22 protein-coding genes are annotated in these 24390 nt (G+C 67.7%); 2 read left to right on the forward strand and 20 right to left on the reverse strand.

Annotation, left to right across the window (positions count from 1 at the left end; all coding sequences use genetic code 11):
* Positions 1 to 2 precede the first annotated feature (2 nt).
* The 5 genes from HAV39_RS30385 to HAV39_RS30405 all read right to left on the reverse strand — a co-directional run bounded on the left by HAV39_RS30385 (position 3) and on the right by HAV39_RS30405 (position 5076).
* Positions 3 to 734 carry an SDR family oxidoreductase gene (locus HAV39_RS30385; RefSeq protein WP_191842602.1) on the reverse strand — a complete coding sequence of 244 codons (732 nt, stop codon included), beginning with the start codon at positions 732 to 734 and terminating at the stop codon, positions 3 to 5.
* Positions 731 to 1438: a class I SAM-dependent methyltransferase gene (locus HAV39_RS30390; protein WP_191842603.1), complete on the reverse strand. Its 708-nt coding sequence runs from the start codon at positions 1436 to 1438 to the stop codon at positions 731 to 733. The genes HAV39_RS30385 and HAV39_RS30390 overlap by 4 nt, the downstream gene beginning before the upstream one ends.
* Positions 1428 to 2837 carry a hypothetical protein gene (locus HAV39_RS30395; RefSeq protein ID WP_191842604.1) on the reverse strand — a complete coding sequence of 470 codons (1410 nt, stop codon included), beginning with the start codon at positions 2835 to 2837 and terminating at the stop codon, positions 1428 to 1430. Before HAV39_RS30395 ends, HAV39_RS30390 begins: the two co-directional genes overlap by 11 nt.
* Positions 2834 to 3970, reverse strand: a complete 1137-nt coding sequence (locus tag HAV39_RS30400) for a cupin (protein WP_191842605.1) — start codon at positions 3968 to 3970, stop codon at positions 2834 to 2836. The genes HAV39_RS30395 and HAV39_RS30400 overlap by 4 nt, the downstream gene beginning before the upstream one ends.
* Before the next feature lie 71 nt (positions 3971 to 4041).
* Positions 4042 to 5076 carry a glycosyltransferase family protein gene (locus HAV39_RS30405; protein WP_239120644.1) on the reverse strand — a complete coding sequence of 345 codons (1035 nt, stop codon included), beginning with the start codon at positions 5074 to 5076 and terminating at the stop codon, positions 4042 to 4044.
* Here HAV39_RS30405 and HAV39_RS30410 point away from each other — a divergent pair.
* Positions 5075 to 6535 (forward strand): helix-turn-helix domain-containing protein, encoded by a 1461-nt coding sequence (locus tag HAV39_RS30410; RefSeq protein WP_239120643.1) that lies wholly within the window; start codon positions 5075 to 5077, stop codon positions 6533 to 6535. The genes HAV39_RS30405 and HAV39_RS30410 overlap by 2 nt on opposite strands.
* Here the strand turns inward: HAV39_RS30410 and HAV39_RS30415 are convergent.
* The gene (locus tag HAV39_RS30415; protein ID WP_191842606.1) at positions 6532 to 7191 is read right to left on the reverse strand and encodes an HAD family hydrolase; all 660 of its coding nucleotides are present in this window, start codon (positions 7189 to 7191) and stop codon (positions 6532 to 6534) included. The two genes, HAV39_RS30410 and HAV39_RS30415, sit on opposite strands and share 4 nt — an antisense overlap.
* On the opposite strand from HAV39_RS30415, the gene HAV39_RS30420 reads away from it, so the two are divergent.
* Entirely contained in the window at positions 7093 to 8049 is a 957-nt protein-coding gene (locus HAV39_RS30420) for a S8 family serine peptidase (RefSeq protein WP_191842607.1), read from the forward strand. The two genes, HAV39_RS30415 and HAV39_RS30420, sit on opposite strands and share 99 nt — an antisense overlap.
* Here the strand turns inward: HAV39_RS30420 and HAV39_RS30425 are convergent.
* The 14 genes from HAV39_RS30425 to HAV39_RS30490 form a co-directional block, all read right to left on the reverse strand.
* Entirely contained in the window at positions 7967 to 9250 is a 1284-nt protein-coding gene (locus HAV39_RS30425; RefSeq protein WP_191842608.1) for a hypothetical protein, read from the reverse strand. The two genes, HAV39_RS30420 and HAV39_RS30425, sit on opposite strands and share 83 nt — an antisense overlap.
* Before the next feature lie 664 nt (positions 9251 to 9914).
* A complete protein-coding gene (locus tag HAV39_RS30430) occupies positions 9915 to 10367 on the reverse strand; it encodes a hypothetical protein (protein WP_191842609.1) in 453 nt (150 codons plus the stop codon).
* A gap of 170 nt (positions 10368 to 10537) precedes the next feature.
* On the reverse strand, positions 10538 to 12934 hold the full coding sequence (locus HAV39_RS30435) for a tetratricopeptide repeat protein (RefSeq protein ID WP_191842610.1): 2397 nt from the start codon (positions 12932 to 12934) through the stop codon (positions 10538 to 10540).
* Positions 12935 to 12952: 18 nt separating this feature from the next.
* The gene (locus tag HAV39_RS30440) at positions 12953 to 13723 is read right to left on the reverse strand and encodes a tetratricopeptide repeat protein (RefSeq protein WP_191842611.1); all 771 of its coding nucleotides are present in this window, start codon (positions 13721 to 13723) and stop codon (positions 12953 to 12955) included.
* Positions 13720 to 14664, reverse strand: coding sequence for a tetratricopeptide repeat protein (locus HAV39_RS30445; RefSeq protein WP_191842612.1), 945 nt, complete (start codon positions 14662 to 14664; stop codon positions 13720 to 13722). The genes HAV39_RS30440 and HAV39_RS30445 overlap by 4 nt, the downstream gene beginning before the upstream one ends.
* 510 nt (positions 14665 to 15174) lie before the next feature.
* Positions 15175 to 15795, reverse strand: a complete 621-nt coding sequence (locus HAV39_RS30450; protein ID WP_191842613.1) for a hypothetical protein — start codon at positions 15793 to 15795, stop codon at positions 15175 to 15177.
* Entirely contained in the window at positions 15792 to 16130 is a 339-nt protein-coding gene (locus tag HAV39_RS30455) for a hypothetical protein (RefSeq protein WP_191842614.1), read from the reverse strand. Before HAV39_RS30455 ends, HAV39_RS30450 begins: the two co-directional genes overlap by 4 nt.
* 14 nt (positions 16131 to 16144) lie before the next feature.
* The gene (locus HAV39_RS30460) at positions 16145 to 17458 is read right to left on the reverse strand and encodes a CHAT domain-containing protein (protein WP_191842615.1); all 1314 of its coding nucleotides are present in this window, start codon (positions 17456 to 17458) and stop codon (positions 16145 to 16147) included.
* Between the two features lie 1237 nt (positions 17459 to 18695).
* Complete coding sequence (locus HAV39_RS30465) at positions 18696 to 19301, reverse strand: HIT family protein (RefSeq protein ID WP_191842616.1); 606 nt, start codon at positions 19299 to 19301, stop codon at positions 18696 to 18698.
* Positions 19302 to 19328: 27 nt separating this feature from the next.
* Positions 19329 to 19847 (reverse strand): transposase, encoded by a 519-nt coding sequence (locus tag HAV39_RS30470; RefSeq protein WP_342355591.1) that lies wholly within the window; start codon positions 19845 to 19847, stop codon positions 19329 to 19331.
* 317 nt (positions 19848 to 20164) lie between these two features.
* A complete protein-coding gene (locus HAV39_RS30475) occupies positions 20165 to 20854 on the reverse strand; it encodes a nucleotide exchange factor GrpE (RefSeq protein WP_191842617.1) in 690 nt (229 codons plus the stop codon).
* A 214-nt stretch (positions 20855 to 21068) separates the two neighbouring features.
* Positions 21069 to 22892: an ABC transporter ATP-binding protein gene (locus HAV39_RS30480; protein WP_239120642.1), complete on the reverse strand. Its 1824-nt coding sequence runs from the start codon at positions 22890 to 22892 to the stop codon at positions 21069 to 21071.
* A gap of 386 nt (positions 22893 to 23278) precedes the next feature.
* Positions 23279 to 23734, reverse strand: coding sequence for a hypothetical protein (locus tag HAV39_RS30485; protein ID WP_191842618.1), 456 nt, complete (start codon positions 23732 to 23734; stop codon positions 23279 to 23281).
* A gap of 257 nt (positions 23735 to 23991) precedes the next feature.
* The gene (locus HAV39_RS30490) at positions 23992 to 24315 is read right to left on the reverse strand and encodes a hypothetical protein (RefSeq protein ID WP_191842619.1); all 324 of its coding nucleotides are present in this window, start codon (positions 24313 to 24315) and stop codon (positions 23992 to 23994) included.
* Between the last annotated feature and the right edge of the window lie 75 nt (positions 24316 to 24390).

The following is a 24390-nucleotide window of genomic DNA, read 5'->3' on the forward strand; positions in this document are numbered from 1 at the left end:
GTTCATGCCGGGGCGCGCTCGATGTCGACTGGGCGCAGCTGCACGGTCAGCCCACCGTCCAGGGTGATGGTGTGGCCGTTGGCGCAGTCGAGCGCCGCCGACGCGACCGTGATCGCCGCATTGGCGACCTCGTCCAGGCGCGGATAGCGGCCCAACGGCACGAGCCGGACCAAGGCGTCGGTCAGGTCGCCGTCAGCTCGGCTGGTGGCCGATTCGGCAACGGGACCGACGGCGAGCACGCGGGTGGTAATCCCGTGCGGGGCGTACGCCAGCGCGAAGGATCGGGCCAGGCTCTCCATGCCTGCCCGCGCCGCGTCGTAGCCGGCCATGTAGCGGTGCGGGCGACGGGCGCCAACTGTGCTGATGAGCAGCATCGACCCGCCGATCGCCGCCGATTTGACGGACTCGGCGAACACCGACAGCGCCTGGAATGTGGCCACGATGTCGGCAAGCGCCGCCTCCACGTGGTGGCTCGTGGCGTCGGGTACCCGGACTAGTGGCGGAACGCGGCCACCGGCGAGGATCAGCTCACCCCGGGTCGCGCCGGCCAGCGCCGCATCGAGCGCGTCGGCGAAGGACGGGGATCCAACGCCAGCTCGGAGCACTTCGATGCCTGGCGGGGCCTCGGTGATGAGCGGGTCGACGGCGAGCGTGCGGTCACCCGCCCGCGCCGAGGCGGTGGTGATGGCAGCACCGAGCTGGCCTGCCGCCCCGACGATGACGCGCAGGATCATGGCAGGGGCTCCTTGCGCAGTTCTGCGGCGTACTTCGCGCCCCACGCCATCGTCTTCACCATGGTCAGCCCCGCCTTCTGGGCGTGGACGTGAAGCGTCGGCGGATCCACCCAGAGCCAGGGGAACCAGTCGCCGACCTGGTCTCGGTAGCGCAGCCGCAAGGTGACCTCACCGGGGTACGCGTCGCGGCTTTGCGCCGCCTCACCCCAGGCCGCGTGGCCAGGGCCGCGCCAGTCGACACTGGTGACGAGCAGGCGGCCGGTAGGCCCGACCCACCGGGCCAGGTGAGCGAGCCAGTCGCCGAGCTGGTCGAGGGTGCCGCAGATGCCGAGACCCCCGCCGAGCGCGGTAATCACGTCGACCGGCTCTGGCGGGAACCACACCGTGGCGTCGGCGTGGATCGCGATGAGCCCGTGGGCCGTGGCGAACGCCACGGCGGTCGCGCAGGAGTCCACGCCGACAGCGGTGATGCCGCGGCCGCGCAGGATCTCCAGGTGGCGGCCGGTGGCGCAACCGACGTCCGCGACGGCCTGGCCCGGCTTCACCCAGTCCAGGATCTCGGTGTCCGTGGGTGGTCGCGCGGCCGGATCCCGACGCCACCAGGCCAGGTCGGTGACACTGCGGTGGCCGTCGCTGCGCTCGACGACGAGCGCAGCACCGGGTTGCGGATCGCGCAGTGCGATTTCCAGGAGGTCAACGGTCATGATCGGCTCCATTTTCTGTAGGTGAGGAAAGCCAGGCGGCGTCGAGCCGGAACTCGTGATCGCGAACCGGACCCGCCGGTCCTGAGCGCACCACCAGCGAGTCGATGCCGTGCAGGTGGGACAGAGCGCGGACGGCCGGGACGTTCGCCGCCTGGGCAGCGAGCGCCGAGCCGTCGTGTAGACCACAGGCCACGGCCATGATCGCCAGGTGGATCGCGTCGTAGCCGGTGAAGGTCGGTCGGGAGCGTCCGGGCTTGCCGTGCGGCGATGCGGCGATCAGCTCCGCCATGGTCAAGCGTTCGAGCACCTCCTGGATGCGCTCTTGGAGAACGGTCGCGTCGAGATCACCAAGGAACGACACCTGGCCACCCGTGCGGGCTGCGAGCTGCCTGAATCCGGCGCGGATCGCTGCTGCGTCGGCCGAGCGATACAGCAGCAGGGGCGTGAGGTCGTCAACCACGAGCGTTACCTCACCGAGCGCTGCCGTGGCCTTGACCAGCGAAATGGTCGGTGCTGAAATCGTCCGCGCGCCAAACAACGGGACTGCGACCTTTGCCCGGCGCTCGCCCGAGGCGACCACACGGCGGCTGTCTGAGGGCGCGAGGCCGCTGTGGGCGGTTAGGCCGGCACGGCGCAACGCACGCCACGTCGGCTCCAGCCGCTGCCGGACCTTATGTACGACATCTGGGCGTTCGTCGTCGGTCACCGCCGACGTGTTCGTCTCGCCGAGGGTGAAGGCAGCGCCCCAGACCTGGTCATAGCCAGCGGGCCTTAGCTTGGCAGCCTCGGGTGCGGACGCGAACGGGTCACCAGGTGTGTGCAGTCGGCCGAGCGGAGCCACGGTCGGCAGGCGCCCTATGCAGCGCCCGCCGTTCACACCCTCGCCCAGGTACACCGCAGACGCACCGACCGCGTCATACGCGGCGGAGATGAGCAGGTCGGGCAGGTCGGTGGCGCGGCGGGTATAGGAGGTGCGCCGTGCACGTGCTGCCAGGTGCCGGGCGCAGTCGTCGAGTTCGGCGACTTCTCCGCCCAGATCGGCTGGCCAGCCCTCGTCGTTGAGGACGTCGCAGATCACGGTGAGGTCGTAGGAGGCGTCTTCGACGGGCTCGCCTCGGCCGACGGCCGCGCCGACGAGGCAGAGGCGTCGCTGGTTGCGGCGCGCCTCCTGACAGGCGTCGACCATCTGATGGAACAGCGCGGAGGTGATGCGGGGGCGATGGTGGTAGAGCAGCGGGAATAGCAGCGGCCCTGGGGTCTGCGCTGCGACGGCCGCCGGCGGCGCTTCCGCTCCCGAACCTTCGATCGCCTCCCACAGGTTCGCGGTAGTGGCCACGTCTGCTAGCCACTTGGTCGAGACCTCGGAGATCCAGCTGGTCAGCTCTGGATGCCTGGTCACGGCAACGGCTCCAGCACGTCGAGTCCGCGCCAGCGCGGTGTCACCCGCCATTCCCGGACCAGGCTGTGGTCCTGCCCGGCCAGCTCCACCGTGGCCCTGAACATGTCGCTCATCCGGCCCTGGTCGCGCACGGTAGCGAGGCCGGCCTTGAGCCGGCGGGTCGCTTCGGCGAGCCGCTCAGGCCCGGCGGCGATGTACCACTGCCGGTCCTGGTGGCCGGGGTCGATGCTGACTGCGGAGTAGAAGCCGGGCAGGGTCAGCCAGGGCTCGAACACCATGCCGACCGCCAGCGGCACCGGGATCCGTTCGGTGACCGTGTCGAGAGCTCGCACCGTCTTCGACGCGAGTGCGAGTTCGTCCGGGTGGCGGACGACCACCAGCAGATCGAGATCCGATCCCGCGTGGGGCGGCTTGACCGACAGCGGCGACTGCGACCCCTCCACGACGACTGGAGCCAGGCCCGCCACTGCCGCGTGGATCTCGTCGGCCAGCGAACACGTGAGAACTTGTCCCACCGGCGTCACCGTCCGCGCGATCTCGAACGGCCCGATCCGGTCGACGCGGTATCCGTCGGGTGATGCGGTCAAGGTTGTGACTAGCGACGTGTAGTCCTGCACCCAGGCTCCCGACGGGCCGTCCCCGCGGAACGCCGCCTCCGCGCAGCGGAACAGCGTCGTCTCGTCGACCGCACGCTCGGGGCGGCCAGCTGCGAACGCTCGCGCAAACGCCGTGTTCACCTCCTCGGCGTGGGCTACAGCGGTCCCGCCGACCCGCTCGGCGTCCGGCAGGAACGAGTTGACGGTCACGTACGTGACGCCTTCCAGGCAGTCCGCGGCCACCGAGTGGTGCCAGCCGATCGGCACAAAGACCGTGTCGCCGGGCAGACACACGTAGGAGACCTGCTCGCCGGCGTGACGGAGGGTGGCCGTGCCCACCCCCGACAGGAAGACGAAGGTCTGCTCCATGTCGGAGTGGGCGTGCTCGGGCACGGCGCCCAGGCCGGGGACGCGCACCAGGAATGTCTCGGTGGCCCGCGCTTGCTCGCGTTTGACGAGGAAGTCGTTGGCGTGGGTGCCGAAGTCGAACGGTTCGCCCCTGGTCGCGGGGGCGTGAAGGGGAACAGGAAATGGCATGGAAACTCCTCAGATGAGATCAGGTTTCGGAAACGGGCGAGGTGGAGCCGACTCGGCGTCGCTGGCGGCTCTCAAGGGCGAGGTGGAGCTGCGATGACGGCCTCGTAGAAGCCAATGACCGCCGATATGGCATCGGGCCAGCTGGGAAGCGTGACGCGGCTACTTCCGACTGCTGAGCGCCAGGCGCGAAGCGCGGCTTGGTCGTCCCACGCCGGCAACGCCAGCCAGTGATCTGGGGGGTATGCACCGTAGAGCGCTGTGCCGCCTACCGGCGCGACGCTGAGCACACGTCGGCCCGCCTGCAGCGCCTCCACGAGTACTCCGCTGGAGTGCAGTTGCCGGTACGGCAGGGCAACCCACTCCACCGTTGTCAGCAGAGCACGAAAGTCCGTGATCGACAGGAAGTCGGGGCGGTAGTCGAGCCGATGATCCGACTCGGCGATCACGCTCAGGCGACGGTGCGTATCAACATCGTCGGGATTGCCTGCCACGAGCAAGCGCAGCTCGTCCTTGCCCGCGAGGACCGCCGACGCGAACTCGACGGTGCGCTTGTACGGCCGCAGACGCCCAAAGCAGCCGATCGAAACCACCGGCCCCGGCGTGCTGTAACGGGGATGCGGCAGGTGCAGCACCGACCGAGGAAGACCCGGTCGGTGCTCGCGAGCCAGGAGCTCGTGCTCGGCGCTGAAGAAGTGGACCCCGTCCGTCATCGCGTCGACTGCCGCCCGGAATCGGGCGAGTGCCGGCTGTGACTCGTGCGGCGTGAGGTTGTGCAGCGTCTGCACGATCCGGGCGCCCGCCCGGCGCAGCTCGCCGAGGAGTTCCAGGGCGGTCTCGGGCTCCAGGGCGGCGGCCAGCTTCTCCGGCCAGTGCAGGTGAACGATCGCCGGGGCAACGCCGGTCCAGGCAGTCCGCGATGCTGCGACGGGAGACGGGCCGTCGTGACAGAGGCCAGGGCGCAGGACTGTCCACCCCGCGCCGGCGAGTGCCTGGTCAGCCTCGCTCACGTAGTCGTTCCAGCCGCAGGTCTCAGGAACCTGCCAGGTGCTGGCGGGCATGGTCGGCAACGTGCCCTCCCTCGGGTGTTCGCCGATGTGCTCAGTCATGGGTGCGCCCGTAGCAGGCGGTAGCCGCACGGTGAGGACGAGTCAACGACAGATCGACGGAGGCCGGTACCGTCCGTCACCCGTCCATTCGCAACCACCACTGCCCCACCCAGGTCGCGAGGCGTACCTTCATCGCATGGCAGACCGACGCCACCCACCTAACCGACTCCTGTCCTGGGAGCGGCTGCAGCGCGGCTGGTCCTATGACGAGGTTGCGGACCGGATCCGCACGGAGATGAGCCGCTGCCAGGAGACCGACACGGGCCTGTCGGCAAACACCGTGCGCCGCTGGGAGACCGGCGAGCGGTGGCCGGATCCGCGATACCGCAAGCATCTCGTCACGATCTTCAGCAAGCCCGCGACCGAGCTAGGGTTGCTCACGCCGGAGGAATTGGACGTCCGTCCCGAGGCTGAGACCATCGCCGAGTTCAGGAGACTGTGCGAGATCATGACTGGCGAATCATCGGACGGCGTCAGCCGTTCTCAGGTACTTCGCGGAATCCTCGGCCTCGGCGCGCTGCCCATGATCAGCCCGCTGCTGGCGCTCGCCCCGGACGCCGCCGAGGCGGCGCTGCCGGCCGGCGACCCCGCCGCATACTCGACGATCGCTGCCTGCCACCGGAAGATGTACTGGTCGAGCCCGGCGCGGCCACTCTACGAAGCCTCATACGCACACACCCAGCTCGGTCTCGACCTCGTTCGCGGATCGACCGGCAGCGCTAAGACCGCGTTCGCCACGTCACTGGCCGAGTCCGCGCTACTCACCGCGCGCCTGGCATTCTTCGACCTCGGTCGGCCCGCCATCGCCGACCGCTGCTTCGACGTGGCGCTCAGCGCCACCCGCGAGGCCGGTGACCACAGCCTCGCCGTCGCCGTCATCGGGCACATGGCCTTCGTGCCGATCTTCGGGCATCAGCCCGAGCACGCGCGGTCGCTGCTGGACGCTGCCCGCCAGCACACCTGGCATGGTGTGCACCCGGCGGTGCGCGCCTGGCTGCACTGCACCGCCTCCGAGGCTGAGGCACGCGCCGGGGCGGGTGCCTCCAGCAGGCACCACATCGACCTAGCCACCGCAGCGCTGGACACCGCCGGCACCGCGGACGTGGAGACGCCGACCTGGCTCGACTTCTTCGATGCCGGCCGCTTGCAATCCTTCGCCGGGTACTCCGCTCTCATCGGCGGCGACCGCGCCGAAGCGGCCGTCCGGCTGTCGTCGGCCCTGGACCTGCTCGGCCCGGAAGCCGGAAAGCAGCGCAGCGTCGTGCTTGCCGACCTCGCCGCGTGCCATGCTGGTGACGGCGACCAGCAAGCCGACTATCTCAACCGGGCCTTGGACGCCGTCGAACGGGAGTGGTACGGCACCGGCCTGAACCGGGTCCGCGAGGTGCGGGCCCAGCTCGGCGACAGCCCGCTGGGCCGCGAACTGGACGAACGGATCGGCACCCTAACGCTGGTCTAGCGGCCGGACTCGTTATAGGCGCGCACCAGCTCCGGCAGCTCGGCCAGGGACGTTATGCGGAACAGGCAGCGGTCCGACACCTGCGGTATGTCAAGGATGTAGCCCCACGGCCCGCGTACGACCAGGGCCGTCGAGACGCCCACCTCCTGGGCTGGGCGCACGTCGTTGTCGAGCCGGTCGCCCACGTAGAGGATCTCCTCCGGGGCACAGCCCGCCTCCTTGACGACGCGGTCGAAGAACGCCGTGGACGGCTTTTCCACGCCCCAACCGTCCGACGTGCCAATGAGATCCACCGGCAGGTTCAGGGCACGCAGGATCATCTCGGCACGGGCGGTCTGGTTTCCCGCGAGACCGACGAGCAGACCCTGCTCACGCAGGCCCGTCAGGCACGGACGGGAGTCCGTGTACAGGTTCTCCTCGCCGAAGGACTCCGGCTGCCCTGCCGCGGCACGGCGCTCACGTTCCTCTGCCAGGTTGAACCCCGGCCGGAAGAACTGGAACGCCTCCCGGTAGTCCAGGCCGCGGGCGATCACGGCACCGAAGACGGCAGAGAACGTGTGCCGGGGCACGCCCAGCCAGTCCGCCCAGGTCCCGTACTCACGCGTTTCGTCCACGATCGTCTCGCCGACGTCGAAGAACACGGCCCGGATCGGCATGACAGCGACCTCCCAATCAGACCGCTTGAGCCTACGGCCACCGACATCCCGGTTGCGAACGGAGGGGTAGCGGCTGCTACCCCAGCCTGTGGACCGACGTTTGCTGTAGGTTGCGCCGAACTGTCACCGATCTCGATCTACTACTCCAGCAGAGTACAGGCGCAACAAGCCGCCCAGGACGCACCGCGCAAGAACGTCGTCATCGTCGCCGGCGTCGGTAACCTGCCCCGCAACCGCACCCTCGGCTACCCCGCCGCCAACCCCGGCGTGCTCGCCGTTGGCGGCGTCGACCGCAACGGCGCCCACTCCCCGACTTCGGTGACCGGCGACCAGGTCGCGATCGCCGCACCGTGCGACGACATCAGCACCGCGTTCAAACAGCACCAGCGCGGCATCGGCACCGGCACCTCCCACGCAACCGCCCTCGTCGCCGGGGCGGCGGCACTGCTGCGGACCAAGTTCCCGCAGCTGCCCGCCACCGAGATCGTGCGCCGGCTCACCGCCACCGCCGCCGACAAGGACCCCGCCGGCCGCGGCAACCAGTACGGCAACGGTGAGCTCGACATCGTGGCCGCACTTTCCACCGACATCGCCCCGACGGCGGCAGCGACCACCGCCGGACCGCCGGCCCGAGCTCCGCGAAGGCCCCGGTCGCCGTTTCATCCGCTCCAACGCGACCAGCGCCGGGTCTCGATCCCCATCCCAGCCTCTGAGCTTGGCACTGCCACACCTGCGAATCGAACGAAACGAGCACTGCCCGCACTGCTCACGCTGTCTATTGCTCAGCACCAGCCGAGGCGTCTTCGATCTGATGTTGGCCCGCACCAGGGGCCTGGCGTCCCGGCATCTTGCCCTTGAACAGCGAAGCGGCTGCCCCGCCGACCGCACCGGCTGCCCCGGCGATCGCTCCGCCCACACCCTTCACCGCAGTCAGCGCCTGCGGCGCATCCGGGATGCCGTCGCCGTCCAGGTCGACGCTTCTGAACGGCCGCGCAACAACACCCGCCGCGGTCGCTACGCCCGCACCCGCCACATTGGCGGCATCGGAGATCCAGTTGCCCGTCGCCTTCGCTGCATGCTCCAAGGCCGCTAGCGCCCGGTTCGGTTCGGCCTCGACGTCATCGTCATCGGGCTTCGCCTTCATCGGAAGAGTCAAGTGCGCCGGGAAGTGGTCCGGAGCATCAGCGAACGCGACCCGGGCTGCCTCGACCACCTTCTTGCCGAACAGGAAGCGCGTGACCCCGCCTGCCAATGCCCCGACTCCGTATTCGACCGCCGTCTGCTGCTTCCCGGTCAGGGTCTGACGCACGGTGTCAAGCCGGCCGGTCTGGATGGTCCGAACAAGGCTTTGCGCTGCGCCCCCGGGCAGCGTGTCCGCAAGCGTGTTCGCCCAATGCGACCAGTCGCTGCGACCGGCGGCTATCGCGTGTCCGACGCCAACGGCACCACCCGTCGACAAAGTCGCGAGGTCAGTTGCCATCGTCGCGATCTGCTTCTGACTGACGCTGTCGTTCGACAGGCCATAGATGAGGGCGTGAGCTTGATCTTTGTCGAGGTTCATGTTGTGGATGTCGGCAAGGGCGAGCCCGAAGATCGCCGTGATCTCGAACTGGAGCTGCTCATCGCCCGCCGGGAGAAGCCCTGCCACTCGCTGAGCTCCTGTCTTGGCAGCACCGAGCGCCGCTTCCTTGGCAGCAGCCTTCGCGGCTTCCTTGACTACGACCTTCGCTGCCTCCTTCCCCGCCTTCTTCGCCGCCTGCTGGCCCGCACTCTTGACACCGGCCGCGGCGGCCCCCACCCCGGGAATCATCGCGATCGCGACATCGGCCGCTATCGCGCCGACAGCGATGACGGCACCCGCGGTACTGATGGCTGCGACGTACTGGCGCTCGAGCATTCTGATCACTTCGGCCGGCGTCGCATCCGGATTCCGGCGGCGGATGCGCTTGACGTACCTGCGAGCGATCGAATGTCGGGCGCTGACCGCCTTCTCGATGTCACGCGCCGCGTCTTCCTCGACGAGTTCAGCCAGGAAGGTGCTCGCGTCCATGTCGGTCATCGATCGGTCCCCTCGGGCTGCTGAACATCCACCGCAGTGCGAGCCGGCCGGCAGGCACAGGTCCGGTCAGACACCTTGCACTCGATCGGCGCTGCAGCAGACAGTAGCCGAGTCCTCGCGCTCGCAGTTCCTCTTTCTGGGTGCATATCTTCCTGCCGGTGGGTCGATGGCGGAAGGCGATCGGTCAGGCCGAAGGGTGTCGTACTCCGGCGTTGCGTGAATCGGTCAAAGCTCAGCGGTTTGGATCACAGTCCCGGCTCGCCATCAGATGTCTCCATTACCGGGCGGGGCACGGCATCAAGGACGTGTTCAATGCAATATTCCAGCATGCTCGCGTCCGTAGAGCTTCACGAGGCAGAAGTTCAGTGGGTTGATCATCGGTGGAGACGGGTTCGAACCTGAGCCCGTTTCGGTGTGTCGGGCTGATGAGGGTGGGCCTCGGGTATGGTCTTGGCTATCCGCGCTAGGTCCTCCCGACGACCCCACATTGTCTGCGGCCACACCGAGACTCGCACCCTCGTCACCACAGGTCCAGCATCTGCCCACCGACCGCGTGCGCCGGTGGGCGTATGACACCGCCGACGGGAAATGGCCGGTCATGGCCCGGTGAGTGCCCGGTGGGGCGGGGACGAACACGTCCCAGCCCCAATTACGCATCGGGTCGTCAGCCGCTAACCACGTACTGTTGAAGAGCGTTGCCGAAGTCTCTTCCGTCGGGGGTGCCGACCTTCATGTCGGGGAATGTCCAGCCGTCCACAGAACCGTCTGCGCCGAATACGATCTGGACCGCGCCAAACCTGGTGAGCATAAGCCGACCTCTATTCGCAGGTTGAGTCAATACGAGGACTTCTCTCTCGTCCGGCAGCGCAATGGCCAGCCGCTGGGCCTGTACTAGGACGACTGCCGGCCCACCTGACAGAAAAGGCATGCCGCCGCGAAATGAATGATGCGGCGATGCCACCATCGCGTTGTCCACTCGTCGCACCAGATCACATGAAGCGGGGAAGATTCCAGCCCCGGCCAGAGGCTCGCCCCATGTCGGATCGACCAGCAAATCCTCCAGTAAGACGCCCGCGAAGTTCGGAAGCTTGGCTTTTCGTCTCGAAAAGAAAGACATGTTCATCCTTTCGGTCGACTGCTAACGCTCATGCCGGACAGGTCGCTGGGTGAGTGTGGGCCGTTTGTGCAACCACGTCCGTTCGCCAGCCGCGGTCACCCTCATTTAGTGTCTTCTTGTGACGGTCGCCGACATGGCGAAGCCGACAGGCTACAGCTGCAGACCCCCGTCTATGTGGGCCAATTGGCTCGGCCGACGCGATCCGCGAAACTTGTACGCGGGACGTCCAATTCAATACGGACGGCATTCAGCCGGTCGGCTAAATCGGGCCGCACCGCCTGCAGCGCCGCCAGGTCAGTTCGCCGTCCAAGCTGATGGGTCCACATCACACCGCGGCCCTGCTCGAGCAGTTCGAGGGCATCGTCGGGGCTCCCGGTGTCGAAGGACCAGGCGGCGGCCAAGGTGACCAGGGAGCCCCATGTCATCAGCTGCCTTTCTTGGCTCGGCCGATCCAGGCCATGCCATGCCGCAACTGGCAGCAGCTTCACCACAGCGGCGTACCCGGCGGCTGCGTCGGGCAACCTGTGTCGCTCGGCGGCCGCACCCCAGCGAGCGGCCGCACGGAGCCGGTCGCCGGCAGGTGCACCGGCGATCCTGGCGGCCTCGCGGCAGGCGGCGATGCCGTCAGAGATCTGTGCGGGGCCACCATCGTCGGGCGCGGCCTCGTATCGTTCGATCAGGCGTTGGCCGAGGTCCGACAGCAGCGTACAGCGATCTGATTCTGTAATGGATGGTTCGGCAAGCGCGTCCCGGAGCATCTCGATCGCTCGGCCGAGATCTGCGCGCTCGCCGGTCGCCCGGAACCGGACCGTGTGGCAGGCGGCCAGATTCCTCAGGTGTACGTGCCGACGCCCGGGCGAATGGGAGTTGATCTCCAAAGCTCGCGCCGCCGTCCGCAGTGCAGCGTCTGCATCGGCGACCTGCCCGGTGTGCTCCGCCAGTGTGCGACGAGCGCCGCTGAGATTGCTCAACAGGCCCGCGTACTCTGGGGCGGACGCCCGGGAGCACAAGACGGATTCCTCGGCCGCCGCGACCGCATCCAGTAGGTCACCGAACTGGTTGTTCAGGTGATAGCGGCTCTCCAATGGGCCTACCAGGCCTGACAGTCGCATCGCCCGATATGGGTCATCGGAATCGGTGGCCGCGACGGAAGCGCGGCTCACGTCGATCGCCTCGTCGATATCCTCGGCGCTCCCGGTCCGCAGGTACCGCTCGTACAGCGCCTTGGCGAGGTCATGTTGATAATATGGCCGGTGTTGATGGTCGATCAGGGCAGCTACTGCGGCTCGGGCTGCAGTGATCGCTTCGTTGAGATCGGCAAGGCCTCCGCTGGCCTCGGCCTGCCGGGTCAGGGCGACCGCCAGCTGCCCCTGAGCGACGCCTTGCTGGTGCGCGGTTCCGGCCGTCGCGACCGCCAACCGGGCGACGCCCACCAGCTCGATGAGATCATCGGTGTTCCGGCAATGATGGTGTTGCGTGCTGAGTACCAGACCGAGGTTGCCGATCCGGACACTGCGGTCCGCATCGGTGTCGATAGCCACCGACTCGCGCGCCACCGCGATGGCCTCGTCGAGGTCCTCAGCGCGGCCGGCCAGTTCGTACCGCGCGCACAGCGCAAGACCCAGCATGGAGAGCGCGCTGGCCTGTTCGCTGGCGTCGATGCCGGGCTGGACCAACGCCTCACGGGTCAGGGCCACCGCCCGACTGATGTCGTCGAGGCTGCGGGCCCGGGCGCCCCGGGCGCGTAAGGCCATGCCCAGTTCGACGAGCAGGCCTATTCGGGCTGGGCTGTCCGTCGCTGTCAGTGCCAGCGCCTCAGACAGGACCTCGATGCAGCGAGCCAGGCTGGCCATGGAGCCGGTCCGGCCGTGGCGAATCTGTTCCGCCACGCCGACCTGGGTCAGTGCGGTGGTCCGGCCGACCGGGTCGACGAGAGACAGCACTCGCTCGGCCGCCTCGACGACCGCCGTCAGGTCGGCGACCCGGGCCGCATTACGATAGCGTCGCCACAGTGCTCGCATGAGGGCGTTCCATCCGTCAATGCCATTCTGCCCACCGTGTTCGATGGAGCTCCGAACCAGTTCGATGGCCGCGTCGAGCGTGGACGGGTCTGCTGTGGCTGGGCCGAGCAGGACCTCGGCTAGTTCGCGCTCCCGGTAGGCTAGGTCGGGCAGGGCACCGTCGGATCGCAGCCGGTCGAGGTATCTCCGATGACCCGAGGGAACGAGATCCGGCCGCACGAGGTCCAGCACGAGGAATAGCCGCACGGAGTCTCCGAGCTCCCGATCGGCTCCGGTTCCGTCACCGACATTGGTCAGCGCCTCGTGGCGGAACCAGCATAGCCAGCCGGCCAGCCGGAGCAGCTCGGCATCCGCGTTGGTTAGACCGTCGGAAATGGCCTTCAGGACTGCGGCTTGGCACAGCGAGACGGCGTCGGGCGACAGAATCCATCCGGCGTCACCACCGGCGACATACGCCTCGATTAGGCCGCGGAGCCGCTCCGTGATCGCCGCCGTGGCGTCTTCCGGAGCATCGTCCGGATGGGGTGAGGGCCGCTCGTTCGACACGCTTGCTCCTTCCGATGATCAGGACATCCGGGTCGTGCGGATTTGTTCGAGGTACTGCGACGCCTCCGGATGCCCGGCCGCCTGCGCCTGCCGCAACCAGTGCTCGGCCTCGTCAAGGGCCCCCCGGACCAGCAGGACGATGCCCAGGTTGAAGACGGCATCGTCGTCGCCTGCCGCTACCGCGGTCCGGAGCAGGTTCTCGGCCCCCGCGACGTCATCGAAGCCGAGCCGGATCTTGGCCAAGGCGTTATATGCATCGGTGATGCCGCCAACTGCCGCCTGCCGCAGCAGCGGTTCGGCTGCTTCGGCCTCACCTCGTTCGACCAGGATGTCAGCCAGGTTGAACGCGGCGTCGGGGTGCCCGGCCAACACGGCCCGCCGGTAGGCCGCCTCGGCTTCGGCCGCCCGACCGGTACGGTTCAGAACGTTGGCGAGGTTGAATGTCGCATCCGGGTTACCGTGTCGCTCGGCCGACCGGTAGTACTGCTCAGCCCCCGCGTCGTCGCCCGTCCGGGCCCGGATGTAGCCCAGGCTCAGCTCCGAGGCTGCCACCATCTCGGTGGAAAGACCCTGGCTGGAAAGCGCCCGCCGGTACTGGACCTCGGCCTCGCCGAGCCGCCCAGCGTCTTTGAACCACGCGCCCAATAGGAACGCCGATGGCCCGTGCCCACGGTCGCTTCCCTTCTGCAAGAGTTCGGCCGCGCTGTCCGATTCGCCGGCGCGGGCCCGCTCCATTGCCTGGGCGAAGTAGGTGTCGGCGTCGTAGCCGCCTGGCTGTGGCGTGGTCACCTTTTCGATCCTCCGCTCGCTGTCTCCCGCGCGGCCCGCAGGTTAGCTTCGAAGTTCCGCCGGGTCGGATGGTCGGGTGGGAGCGAACCCTGGCAGATTGCCTGGGCCCGTTCGAATACGGCCAGGCCGTCGTTGTTCCGGCCGGCGTCGAAGTACGCCACGGCCAGGTTGTTTGCCGAGTTGAGCGTGTGCATGTGGGCTTCCCCGAGCACCCGTTCCCGGTCGGCCCAGGTCCGCTCATGTAGGGCGATCGCTTCCGGGTAGCGGCCAGCCGTGTGGTACAGCGTGGCCAGATTGTTGCGCGTGGACAGGGTGTCTACATGGTCCGGTCCGAGTGCTCGTTCCAGTGATGCGATTGTTTCCTGCAGCAGCTCGATGGCCCGCGGATAGTCCCCGCCAGCCTCGTATGCGGAGGCCAAGTTGTGGCCGGAGGTGAGTGTGTCGCGATGGTCCGCGCCGAGTATTTGGCTGCGGACAGCCAGGACGTGCTCGTGCAGCGTTTGGCCTTCGGCTACCCGCAGGGTCGCCACATACGTCTCGGCTAGGTTGTTCTCCGCGGTCAGCGTCATCGGATCGGCTGGCCCCAGCACCTCTCGACAAAGGTGACTGGCCCGCTCCAGGTACTCGATAGCCACCGTTGCCTGATCGGCACCGATGAGTGCCTGGGCCAGATTCACCATCACGGTTAGCGTTTCTCGGTTCCGTTCCCCCGAGATATGCCGTCGGCCGGCAAGCGTACGAGCGAGGATACCGACCGCCGCCATCGGCTGACCGGCCATGATGTGGGCGAATCCGAGGTCGTTTGCAGCCGTCAGCGTGGCCGGGTAGATCTCGCCGAAGTTGCTTAGGGCCTGGGCGTACCGCTGCTCGAAAGCCGGGACGGCCTCGGCGAACCGGCCAAGGCGTACCAGCTCGTGGGGATCTGCGCTGGCATTAGTCACCGGATCGCCCTCTCGCCGGTGTTGGCCGGATCGACCGGGTCTGCGTCCGGACGCCACCAATGATGCCCAGCCGGCCCTGGCTTAGCCGACCATCGTCGCCCGCCCGGGGGTACAGCCGGAAGGCACGTCGTGCGGCCTGGTGACGGCATGGCTTTGCCGGTCGGTCTTGCCGGCACCGCGGGACCCGACACGGCCACGATCCGCCCTGTGCCGACGGATGCGCCCGCATGCACCACGGCGCTATTGGCCGCCAGCTCCTGGTCTCTGCCGAGGAAGACCTCCGCCGGCTCGGGGAGATCAACCGGATTTGGGACCGGCACCGTGGCCGCTGGCGGGGTGAGTGGTCAACCAGCCACGCCAGCGGGCCGCCGGTCCGCAGTTCGGCGTCGCACACATTGACCAGGACCTCGTTCTGGCGCGTGTGCTCGCCCGCGACCCGGCTCAGCAGGCTCTTGCGCTGGTTGACGCGGCGCGCAAGTACCGCCTGGGATAACCCAGCGTCCGTTTGCATCATCCTGAGCACTTTTCGACGGCGTGCATGCCGACTGCTTCGGCCAGCGACATGTGCCGCTCGCCGGCAGTCGTGGCCAAGGTGAGGACCCCACCCTCGACCCGGACCACCGAGCCGCAGACTGGTCCTGACGGCAGCGTCACCTCGAGCTCCGGCGCACCGGTGGTCGGGCCGTACCAGGTCGTCGCAACCGCCGCGGTGATCAGCATGGCGCATGCGACAGTGAGCCGTATCCCCCACCGCAGCGAGCGCAGAGCCGCGACGGCTTCGGCGCGGTCGGCGGCCAGCCCCGAGCGGACCTCGGTCCTTTTGATCACCTTGGGGCGGCCGTGCGCGGCCCACAGCAGCCCCATGGCGCCGATTCCGCCGACGACGAACGCGCCGAGCAGCAGCAGGCCGACTGCGACTGCCCACGGGGTCGTCAGCCTGGTGATGTCGTCCTGACCCTTGAGCAGACTGAATCCAAGCAGCCCTGCCAGCAGTCCGGCGAGGCCGTTTCGCCAGGCCATCGCGTTGCCCCTGACCTTCGGCAGTGCTTCGCGGTGCAGCCGCTGGGTGGCCTGGACGATACCGACATCGCCTAGGTCGTTCCGCTGCACTGGGGTCAGCTTGACCGTCATCTGGTTACCTGCAGATACCAGTGTGCGCCACAGCCGCGGTAACCCTCCGGCCTGCCTGAGTGTTCCATGTCGCACATGCATGCCATGTGCTCACTGATCGCACCGGCGGTGGACGGCTCAGCGCCTGGGGTGTCCGTAGTGATCGTTCGGCTGGATCTGACCACATCGTCGTCGATCAGGTACTCCATGACGTGGCCGCATCGCGGGCACGAGCCGTGTAGAACCACGGACTCGTCGCTGGTCTCGGCTTCGAACGTGGTCGCGACATGCTCGGTGTACGACGGCTGGGTGCGGTGTTCGTACCTGAATTCGGCCTGGTCCGCGGTGGTCGGCATTGGTCCTCCTGTCGTCACGGCCCGGTATGGGTGAACGGGATCCAGGCGCTCGGCCGGGTCCGGTTGGTGTCACGCAGTGCTCGCGTCGCTTGGTGCAGGGCTATGGCGCTTCGCTGCGGGTGAAGGCGCCCGTCCACGGCCATGGCGGTGTACACGGTCTGGAACAGGTCGGTGGCGGCCGAGTCATAGACCGACCACAACGTCCCGATCACGTGCCGGTAGCCGGCGTAGTGCAGTGCGGCGGCCAGCGTGATCGCCTCGTCGAGCAAGCTGACCCCGCCAGTAGCGGTCTTGCATGCGGATAGGCAAGCGAACTCGGCGAAGTACTGCCGGGAGGTGATGTCGGCGATGGTGAGGATGCCGTCGCGCAGCAGCAGTCCGCCCTCGGAAGGATCCGCGAGGTCTTGCGTGCCGTGACACGAGAAGTGCACCCACCGGTGCTGGGTCAACTCTTCCTGCACCGCCGCCAGCGTCGCCGCCGCTCCGGCCAGTACAGTGCGCCTGGCGGCCGGAATGAGGCTCTCGATCATGGCGACCTCGCGGTCGACCCCGGGCAGGCGCGGCTGGCCCGGAGCGTCGCCTTGGGAGACGACCAGCAGCGAATCGGCTCGCGCCAGTTCCTCGGCGTGCGGTTTGCGGGCTTCGACCAGCGCCCGCACCGTAGGGGTATAGGAGGACACGACCCGGTCGATCACGGTGCGATGCTGGCCGTCGTCGGTGTCGTGGTGTCCGGCGGCATGCAACGGCAACAGCGTCAGCGGGCCGGTGGGGCACCACCACAGCCTGGGCCAGGCCGCGCCGCCAGTGGGCGGCCCGAGGATTCCCAGCTGCACCAGCACCGGTTCGGTGATCGCTCGCCACAGCCAGGCGAGCAGTTCTCGCAACATGACCTCGGCGGCGCGGCGGGTTTTGGCCAAGTGCTGGCGGGCCTGCGTGAGCGCCATCGGGTCATCTGGCCCGGCCAGTGCGGGCCGTTCGGCCGCCCGCTCGACGTCGCGCAGCGTGTTCAGGTATCGGTTCGTCCAGGCAGCGGCGTCGGCGGCGGTTAGATCGGGCAGTTCCCGGGTCGTCATCTCGTCGGCGCTGAGGATGAGTGCGTCGCAGCGCCGCTGGCTGACGTTGACGATGACGACAGGTCCGTTCGTTGCGGCGGGCAGCAGGTTCTCCAGCGGCGGGGGGCGCAGGAAATCCTCAAAACCCTCCAGTGCCCGTACCTGTTCGACAAGGTCGTCCCACTCCCGTGCCAGGGCCATGCGGTGGTCCGTCAGAGGTGCGTCGTCATGCTGCTCAGGCATCATCTGCGGCATCGTCCCTGTGGAGTCCGTCACTGCCAGGACTGTAGTCACTGCAGCACAGCTGTCGATGGACCGCGGCTGGCGGATACCCGACAGAGTCACTGGCCGCGCCGGTCTGGGGTCTGGCCATACCAGCGGTGACCCAATGTGCCGCCATCGGCCGTGGTTCGAGGGGGGTCTGCTGCTGCACCGATGGGTGACGGATGTGGTCATGTGGCCTGGCCGGCCGGTGGGGGTCAGGATGGTCTCGAACTCGATGACGTCTCCATGTGTCGACACGCTGAAGCAACCACCCGTTGCTGGTATTTGGCGAGGTGGCGGTTGATGACGTTGGCAAACTGCCGTTCGATTGGTCCGCGTGCTTCAGCCGGGGTCTGCCTCGGCGGGTCTGCGCTGTTAGCAGTCGCGTCCGGGTCGTGGGTCGCGATCTGCAGTACTCGGCGCGTCACCGCCACGGGCATGCCACCGTCGGTCACCAGTTACTGCCCGCGCTCGGCGTGCAGCTGACGCCGCATGACCACCGCCGGGCTGCTGCTACGTGCGCCCCCACCAGGTGCAGGTACCGCTCTGCCTTGAAGCCAGGGATACCGATCCGACTAGGCAATTGATCAATACGAAAGTCGGTCATGCATGGTCAGCGACCTCCGTTAATGTTTGTCGAGGATTGGCGGAGCAAACATCCCGCCGCCGTTCGGGCCGACGCCGACGGTTGACAGTCAAGGATGGACAGAGATGAAGCTGACGATCCAGCGTAGCCAGGAACCCACTCGCAAGGGAGTAGCGTTCCATACTTTCCTCCATCTGGCACTGCTGCCCGAGGAGATGGAAATTGTGACGCTATCGACTGCAGGAGTTCAGCTTCGACTTTCACTGCACACTTGCCCAACTTCTTCAAGGATTCAAGTACACGGGAGCCTCAGTCGCGGACAACAACAACGTCGTCAGGCTCCAGACGCAGCTTGTACTTGAACTGAACTCCGTGATCAAAGCCGAGAATTCTGTCAAGAATCGCTGCAAAGATCTACTGATGGTGATCAACAATCTCCGTAACTACGACGGCACTCAAGAGTTCATCTATGAGGGTTCGGTGGATCCGCAGTAGCGATGCAGTCTCAGACGGAGTCCACGAGAATTCTTATCTCGTACGGGTAGCGTGCTACTGACTCTCTCGCATCAGGGTCTGCACTGAGTCCTTTGTGATGCTTTCGGGGAATCGACCGTGCGCGGGCTGGTCGGTTCCATTGTTGGCATAGGGGCTACAACATCCGCGTCAGGGCGTGCGGCGGCCGCCGTAGGAGGCGATCAGCGCGTCGACGACGAGCTGCGCGTCGGCTTCGGCGACGTCGGCCGGGTACTCGGGCAGCAGGTCGTCCCAGACAATCAGCCACGATCCGAAGAACTGGGCCTGCCCCTCCGGGCGGGCGAAGAACCAGATGTGCAGGTGCGCGCCGCCGTCGCCGAAGCGGTGCACGTGAGCCCGGGACACTCCGGGCAGCGCCCCAACGTGGCGGGCGATGTGGGTGTTCAGCCGTCCCAGCTCCGCCGCCAGATCGTCGGGCAGGTCCTCCATGTCGTGGTGGGCACGCGGGTGCAGCATCAGGACCAGCGGCACGCCGACCCCGGTGATCCGGGTCAGCCGCCAGTGGTCGTCGAACCAGATCCCCTGGTCCCGGCGGCCGCACGAATTGCAGTCGGCCGGATCCTGGCCCTGGCGCGGCGGCTCGGGCAGCACCGGCGGCCGCAGCGGGGTGACCCGCAGCCCGTCCTGTTCGAACGGGCTGATGTCCCATCCGGTCATCCGGGCCAGCGGGAGCCGTCGCTCACCGTCCACGGCAGCGAGCATGTGGGCGTAGAACTCGTCAGGTCGCAAAGCCATGATCCGTAGACTACTGACTTTCACGGATCAGGGTCTGGGCTGGTGTCGCTGGAATGGGTTACGGCGGTGACAGGCCGGTGGCGGCGAGGAACCCGTCGACGAGGTCGTGGCGGTACTGCATGCGCTTGAGGCTGGTCTTGGCCTTGCGGGCGAGTTCGACCGCGGTGCCGAAGCCATGTTGGCTAGCCTGCGGCGCAGGTTAGACCACACGTTCTCGGTAGGGTTGAGGTCAGGGGCGTAGGCGGGCAGCTGGTAGACGCGCAGCCACGGCCGGGCGGCTATCAGCTCGCGCATCGCGGCGCTCTTGTGGGAGTTCAGGCCATCCCAGACGAGCACGATCGGGGCGTCGAGTTGCTGATGGGCGGCGTCCAGCAGGGCGGCGAAGGCGGGTTCGCGGAAGCCTTTCGGTTCGCCTTTGCGGCCGCGGTGGACCATGACCCGGTGGAGCATCCGGCTGCGCCGGGAACCGACCAGCCCACATATGGTCGATTCCCCGAAAGCATCACAAAGGACGCAGCTCAGACCCTGATCCGAGAGAGTCAGCATTTTCCGTCGCCACCGGACTTGAGTCAGAGCCGCCTGTTGCACAGACCCTCTCACCGGATCTCGAGGTTAGGTTTGATCATCGAGACTCCCTGTGGCATCGGTCGGTGTGCAGGTTCGGCCCGTGTACCCCTGCAGCCCAAGCGGTCGCATCGGCCGTGTCAGATCATTTGTGTGTGAGCCTCTCGTAGAGTTCAAGGTGGAACTACTCCAAGATCTCCCAAAAGGCTGGAGGTCGCGAAGCCTGGTCCCCATACGCGTGGGGGTGAGCCGACTGAGACGGTGCTGCGTCGGGCTCTTCTGCTCGACCTTGATCGAGATCAGGCAGCGGTGGCTTCGGCGAGGTCTATCAGTGCCGCGGTCGCGGAGACCGCATGGGCCAGGTCGGGGTCGTCGACGCCGTCGAGTAGCTCGTGCAGCAACATGGGCACTGCGTCGAGATCGCACCCTTGTGCGGCGGGAAGTTTGTCGATGATGCGGGCGAGGTCGCCGCGGGCAAGGTACTTGGCCGCGACCGCGATGCGGAGTAGCCGGGTCGCGTCGTTGTCCGGATGCGCTGGAGCGCCGGGCACCGCATGTTTGGTGATCAGTGGGATGAATGCCAGGTCGCTGTGTGGCAGGTTGATGTGGTCGAAGACCGCGGTCGCGTCGGCGGGTAGGGCGGCGGTCTCAGCGGGCCATGTGTACAGATCCAGCCATAGGACGGCGTCCGCGACCGCAAGGCACAGTCCGTGGTAGGCGCCACCGGCGGGGGCATTGCGTGGAACGTCGAGGCTGGCCAGGATCACGTCGCCGAACAACGCGATCGGGTCGATGGCCGGCGAGCTCGGACCGGGCACGACAATGAGGTCGAGGTCGCTGAACGCATCGCCGCCGCCGCGGCCCAACGACCCGATGAGTAGCAGGGCAGCAGCATCGTTCTCGCGGGCCGCAGTGGTGACGCGGTCGAGTGCCTGCCGGCGGCCGTCGGCGAGCGCGCGAAGCTGGGATTCGAGGCCGGGTTCGATCATTGCCGGGTTCCACCTTGGGAGATCGTTCGGGTTGTGGTCGATCCATGTTGCCGGGGCCGCCGACCGGCGGCTCGGATCGGATACGGGCCGGCGGGAGTATCGGCACCGGGCCGACGTCTGTGGTGACGCAGTGGCCAGTAGGGCACCGCCGGCGGGATGTACTCGGCGGTCATCGCGGTGGCCTACCACCCTAGGGTGGACCTCACTAGCTCGGCTACTTCTGCTGCTCGCCGTAACCGCGCGCCTGCATCGTGAAGAGTTCGGCGTAGCGGCCGGCGGCGGCGATGAGCTCGTCGTGGGAGCCTGCTTCGACGAGCCTGCCGTGGTCCAGGACGTAGATGACGTCGGCGTGACGGACGTTAGCGAGCCGGTGCGTGATGAGGATGGTGGTGGCGTGGCCCTGCCGGTCGCGGATGGCCTGGAAGAGTGCGTCTTCTGCTCGCGGGTCGAGCGCTGACGACGGCTCGTCCATGATGAGCAGGTCGCTGTGGCGTAGGAATCCGCGGGCGGCGGTGATGCGCTGCCATTGGCCGCCGGAGAGGTCTTGGCCGTCGGCGAAGGTCCGGTCGAGCAGTGTGGCGTAGCCGTGGGGCAGTTCTTCGATCATGTCGTGGGCCACGGCCAGGCGTGCGGCGGCTTCGATGCGGTCGCGGTCGGGCAGGTTGACGGTGTCGCCCATGCCGATGTTGGTGGCGGCGGTGAACGGCCATTTGTGGAAGTCCTGGGACACGACCGCGATCCGGTTGCGGAAGGCCGCTGGGTCGAGGTCTGTCAGCCGGGTGCCGTTCCAGGTGATGTGTCCGCTGGATGGGGTGCGTAGTGCGGCGATGAGCGCAGCGAGGGTTGTCTTGCCTGAGCCGTTCTCCCCCACGAACGCCACGGTCTGACCTGCGCGGATAGTGAGGGTGACGTGGTCGACGGCCGGGGTGTCCCGATCGGGGTAGCTCAAGGTCACCGCATGCAACTGCAGTTCCTGCAGCGGACCGGCGTTGCTCGCGCCGGTGGTATCGGGGATCTCGGCGGCGGCTCGGGTCATGAACTCGGCGTAGTCGTTGAAGTGTCGGCCTTCGGTGTAGAGGCGGTCGACCTGGAACGTGACGGTCGCCAGTGACCGTGATGCGGCTTGCAGCGCGATGACGGCGGTGGCCGCGGCCGACAGTGGGAGGCTGTTCTGCAGTAGCAGCCATGCCAGCAGCGCGTAGACCGCACCGGTCGCAATGCCGGAGGTCACCGATCCGATCGTCGTGGTGGTGGTCACTTGCCTGGCGAGGTCGAGTTGGATGCGGGTTTCGGCGGTCATGACCCGGTCGAATTGGCCGAGTAGGAACTCGCGTAGCCCGTAGGTGCGCAGTTCGGGGGCGGGCTTGCGGTCGGCCATCAGTTGGTGGATGAGGTTGAGCCGACGCCTACGGACCGACCCGGCCAGGTAGGTGCGGTAGCGCTGCTGGCCCGCGCGCAGGGACGCGAATGCGGTCGGTGCGGTCGCGACGAGCAGCGCCAGTAGCAGTAGCGGGTGGATGACGATCACCGCGACGGCGACCGACAGCAGCCCGGTCAGTCCGGCGATCAGGGCGAAGGCGCCGTCGACCAGGAACACGGCGGCGTTGGTCCCACGCGAGGCGCGTTCCATGTCGTCGGCGAACGCGTCCTCGTCGAAGGCTGCCAGTTCCACGAGGCTGGTGGTCTCCAGTAGTCGCCGGTGGACCTCTGCTTCGATTCGGGGTGCCAGGCCGCTCTGGGCGTAGCCGATGACAATGCCAACGCCGGCACGAACAGCCGCAGCTGCCGCGACCATGATCAGCGCGGGGAGGGCGGAGGTGACCCGCTGTGGCGTGGGGCCTGCGGCGAGTAGCCCGATGAGGACCTTCTGTGTGGCGAGCAGTCCGAATGCCGCCGACACTCCGGCTACGACGGTGGCGAGGCCGACGGTGAGGGTGCGGGTGCGGTCGGCGCGCCAGGCGATGGCGAGCGCCGTCGCGATCAGACGTGGTAGTTGGATCGCGACGGTGCCGAGGCTGGCTGCTGCACGGGCTCCCATGCCGGATTCCCACCACATCGGGCGCAGTTCTGGCAGCACGGACTCTGCTGTGGGGTGGGTTCCGGCGTGGTCTTCTTGGTGTGGTGGCTTGGTTGCGGTCGCTGTCACGCGGGTCTCCTGTCGGGCGGTTGGGCCGGGTTGCGGCGCGCTGTCGCGACCGCAGGACACTTCGAGATAGTTGATCGCTGTACATCGATTTTAGGAGGTCACCGGCCATCGTCGGTGTCTTCAGTCACGTCCGGCCGGGCATCGCGAGGGCGGCGACGCCATCGCGGCGACCTGTCGCCTCAGCTGGTAGCGGGTAGGCGCCGTGCTGCGGCGGACGCCCGATCCCGGTCGGGCATGGCACCGGAGCGTTCGACCGCCGGCGCCGCGGAGGGGCTCGGTCATGGCGTGGTCGGTGCTTCTGCGCCTGATGCCAGATCCGGCAGCGTCAAGGCGAACTGCGCAGGGTCGCCACCGGCGCACAGCAGTGCGGTGATCTCGTGGGGGCGCACGTCAAGGGCGGCGAGGGTCGCGGCGGTGACGACGAGCGCCTGCATGGCAGGCCTTCGGCCGGTTTCGGCGGCCCGAGTGCCGAGGATGTCGGTGGCCGCCTGGGTCAGGTTGGCGGTGTAGATCGCCGACCGTGGGCGGCCGCGGGTCGGTTCGAGGATGCCGAGCAGGTGCGTTCGGTCGGTTTCGATGCCGAGGTGTTGGCGGACGAGGCGGCGGGCGATGGTGCCGGTGTCGGTGCGCATTGTGCCGCGCAGCATGGTCGGGTAGGTCCAGTACGCGTGTGTGCCGGCATCGTGGCGTAGTAGGAGTAGCCGGCGGTCGGTGGTGACCGGTATGACGAACACACGTTGGACGCCTGCGAGCGTCGTAGCCGGCGGGGATTGTGGTTCGGACCTCGGCGTGTCCGCGTCTGTCATGCTGCTCTCCTGTCGGGTGGAGCTTGCCGCGTGCTCTTCACGTGCGGGCCGTGTGGTGAGGGCGCAGGTCGACCGGGTTCGGTTGGGGCATTGCCGTGCGGCGGTCGTCGGTGCGAGGCCGATGCCGTGCGGGGTACGGAGCACACGCAGTCGGCCTCGTTGCGGCTCGCGTCCGGACCTATCGATCATGAAAGTCGGCGGCTCGTCGGTAGGAACACGGTTGCCGGGCGCGCGGTGGCGGTCGGCTGCGGCCCTGCTGGGAAGACCTGCCGCCACAGCACGCGCAGGCTGATGGGGTCAACTGCACCCACGCTGATTGCTTCGACGGCTTCTGCAGCCCTGTGCAGTGCGATCTTCCCGGCCAGGGCACGGTGGATCTGGTCGTCGAGCCATTGGCCGTCGATGGGCTGCCTGCGGCAGCCGTTGCCGCAGTCGTGGGCACGTCGGCCACCTTCGAGGTGGACTTCGCGAACCCGCTGGCGGCAGAGCCCGCAGCGCACCAGCGGCATGTAGCCGGCCTGCTGTGCCGCCGTAACTGATGGGATCATCTCGCCTGCTCCTTCTCTCGCTGTTAGCGCCGTGGG

The sequence above is a fragment of the Catellatospora chokoriensis genome (assembly GCF_011297315.1).
In the GTDB taxonomy this organism is placed as follows: domain Bacteria; phylum Actinomycetota; class Actinomycetes; order Mycobacteriales; family Micromonosporaceae; genus Catellatospora; species Catellatospora citrea.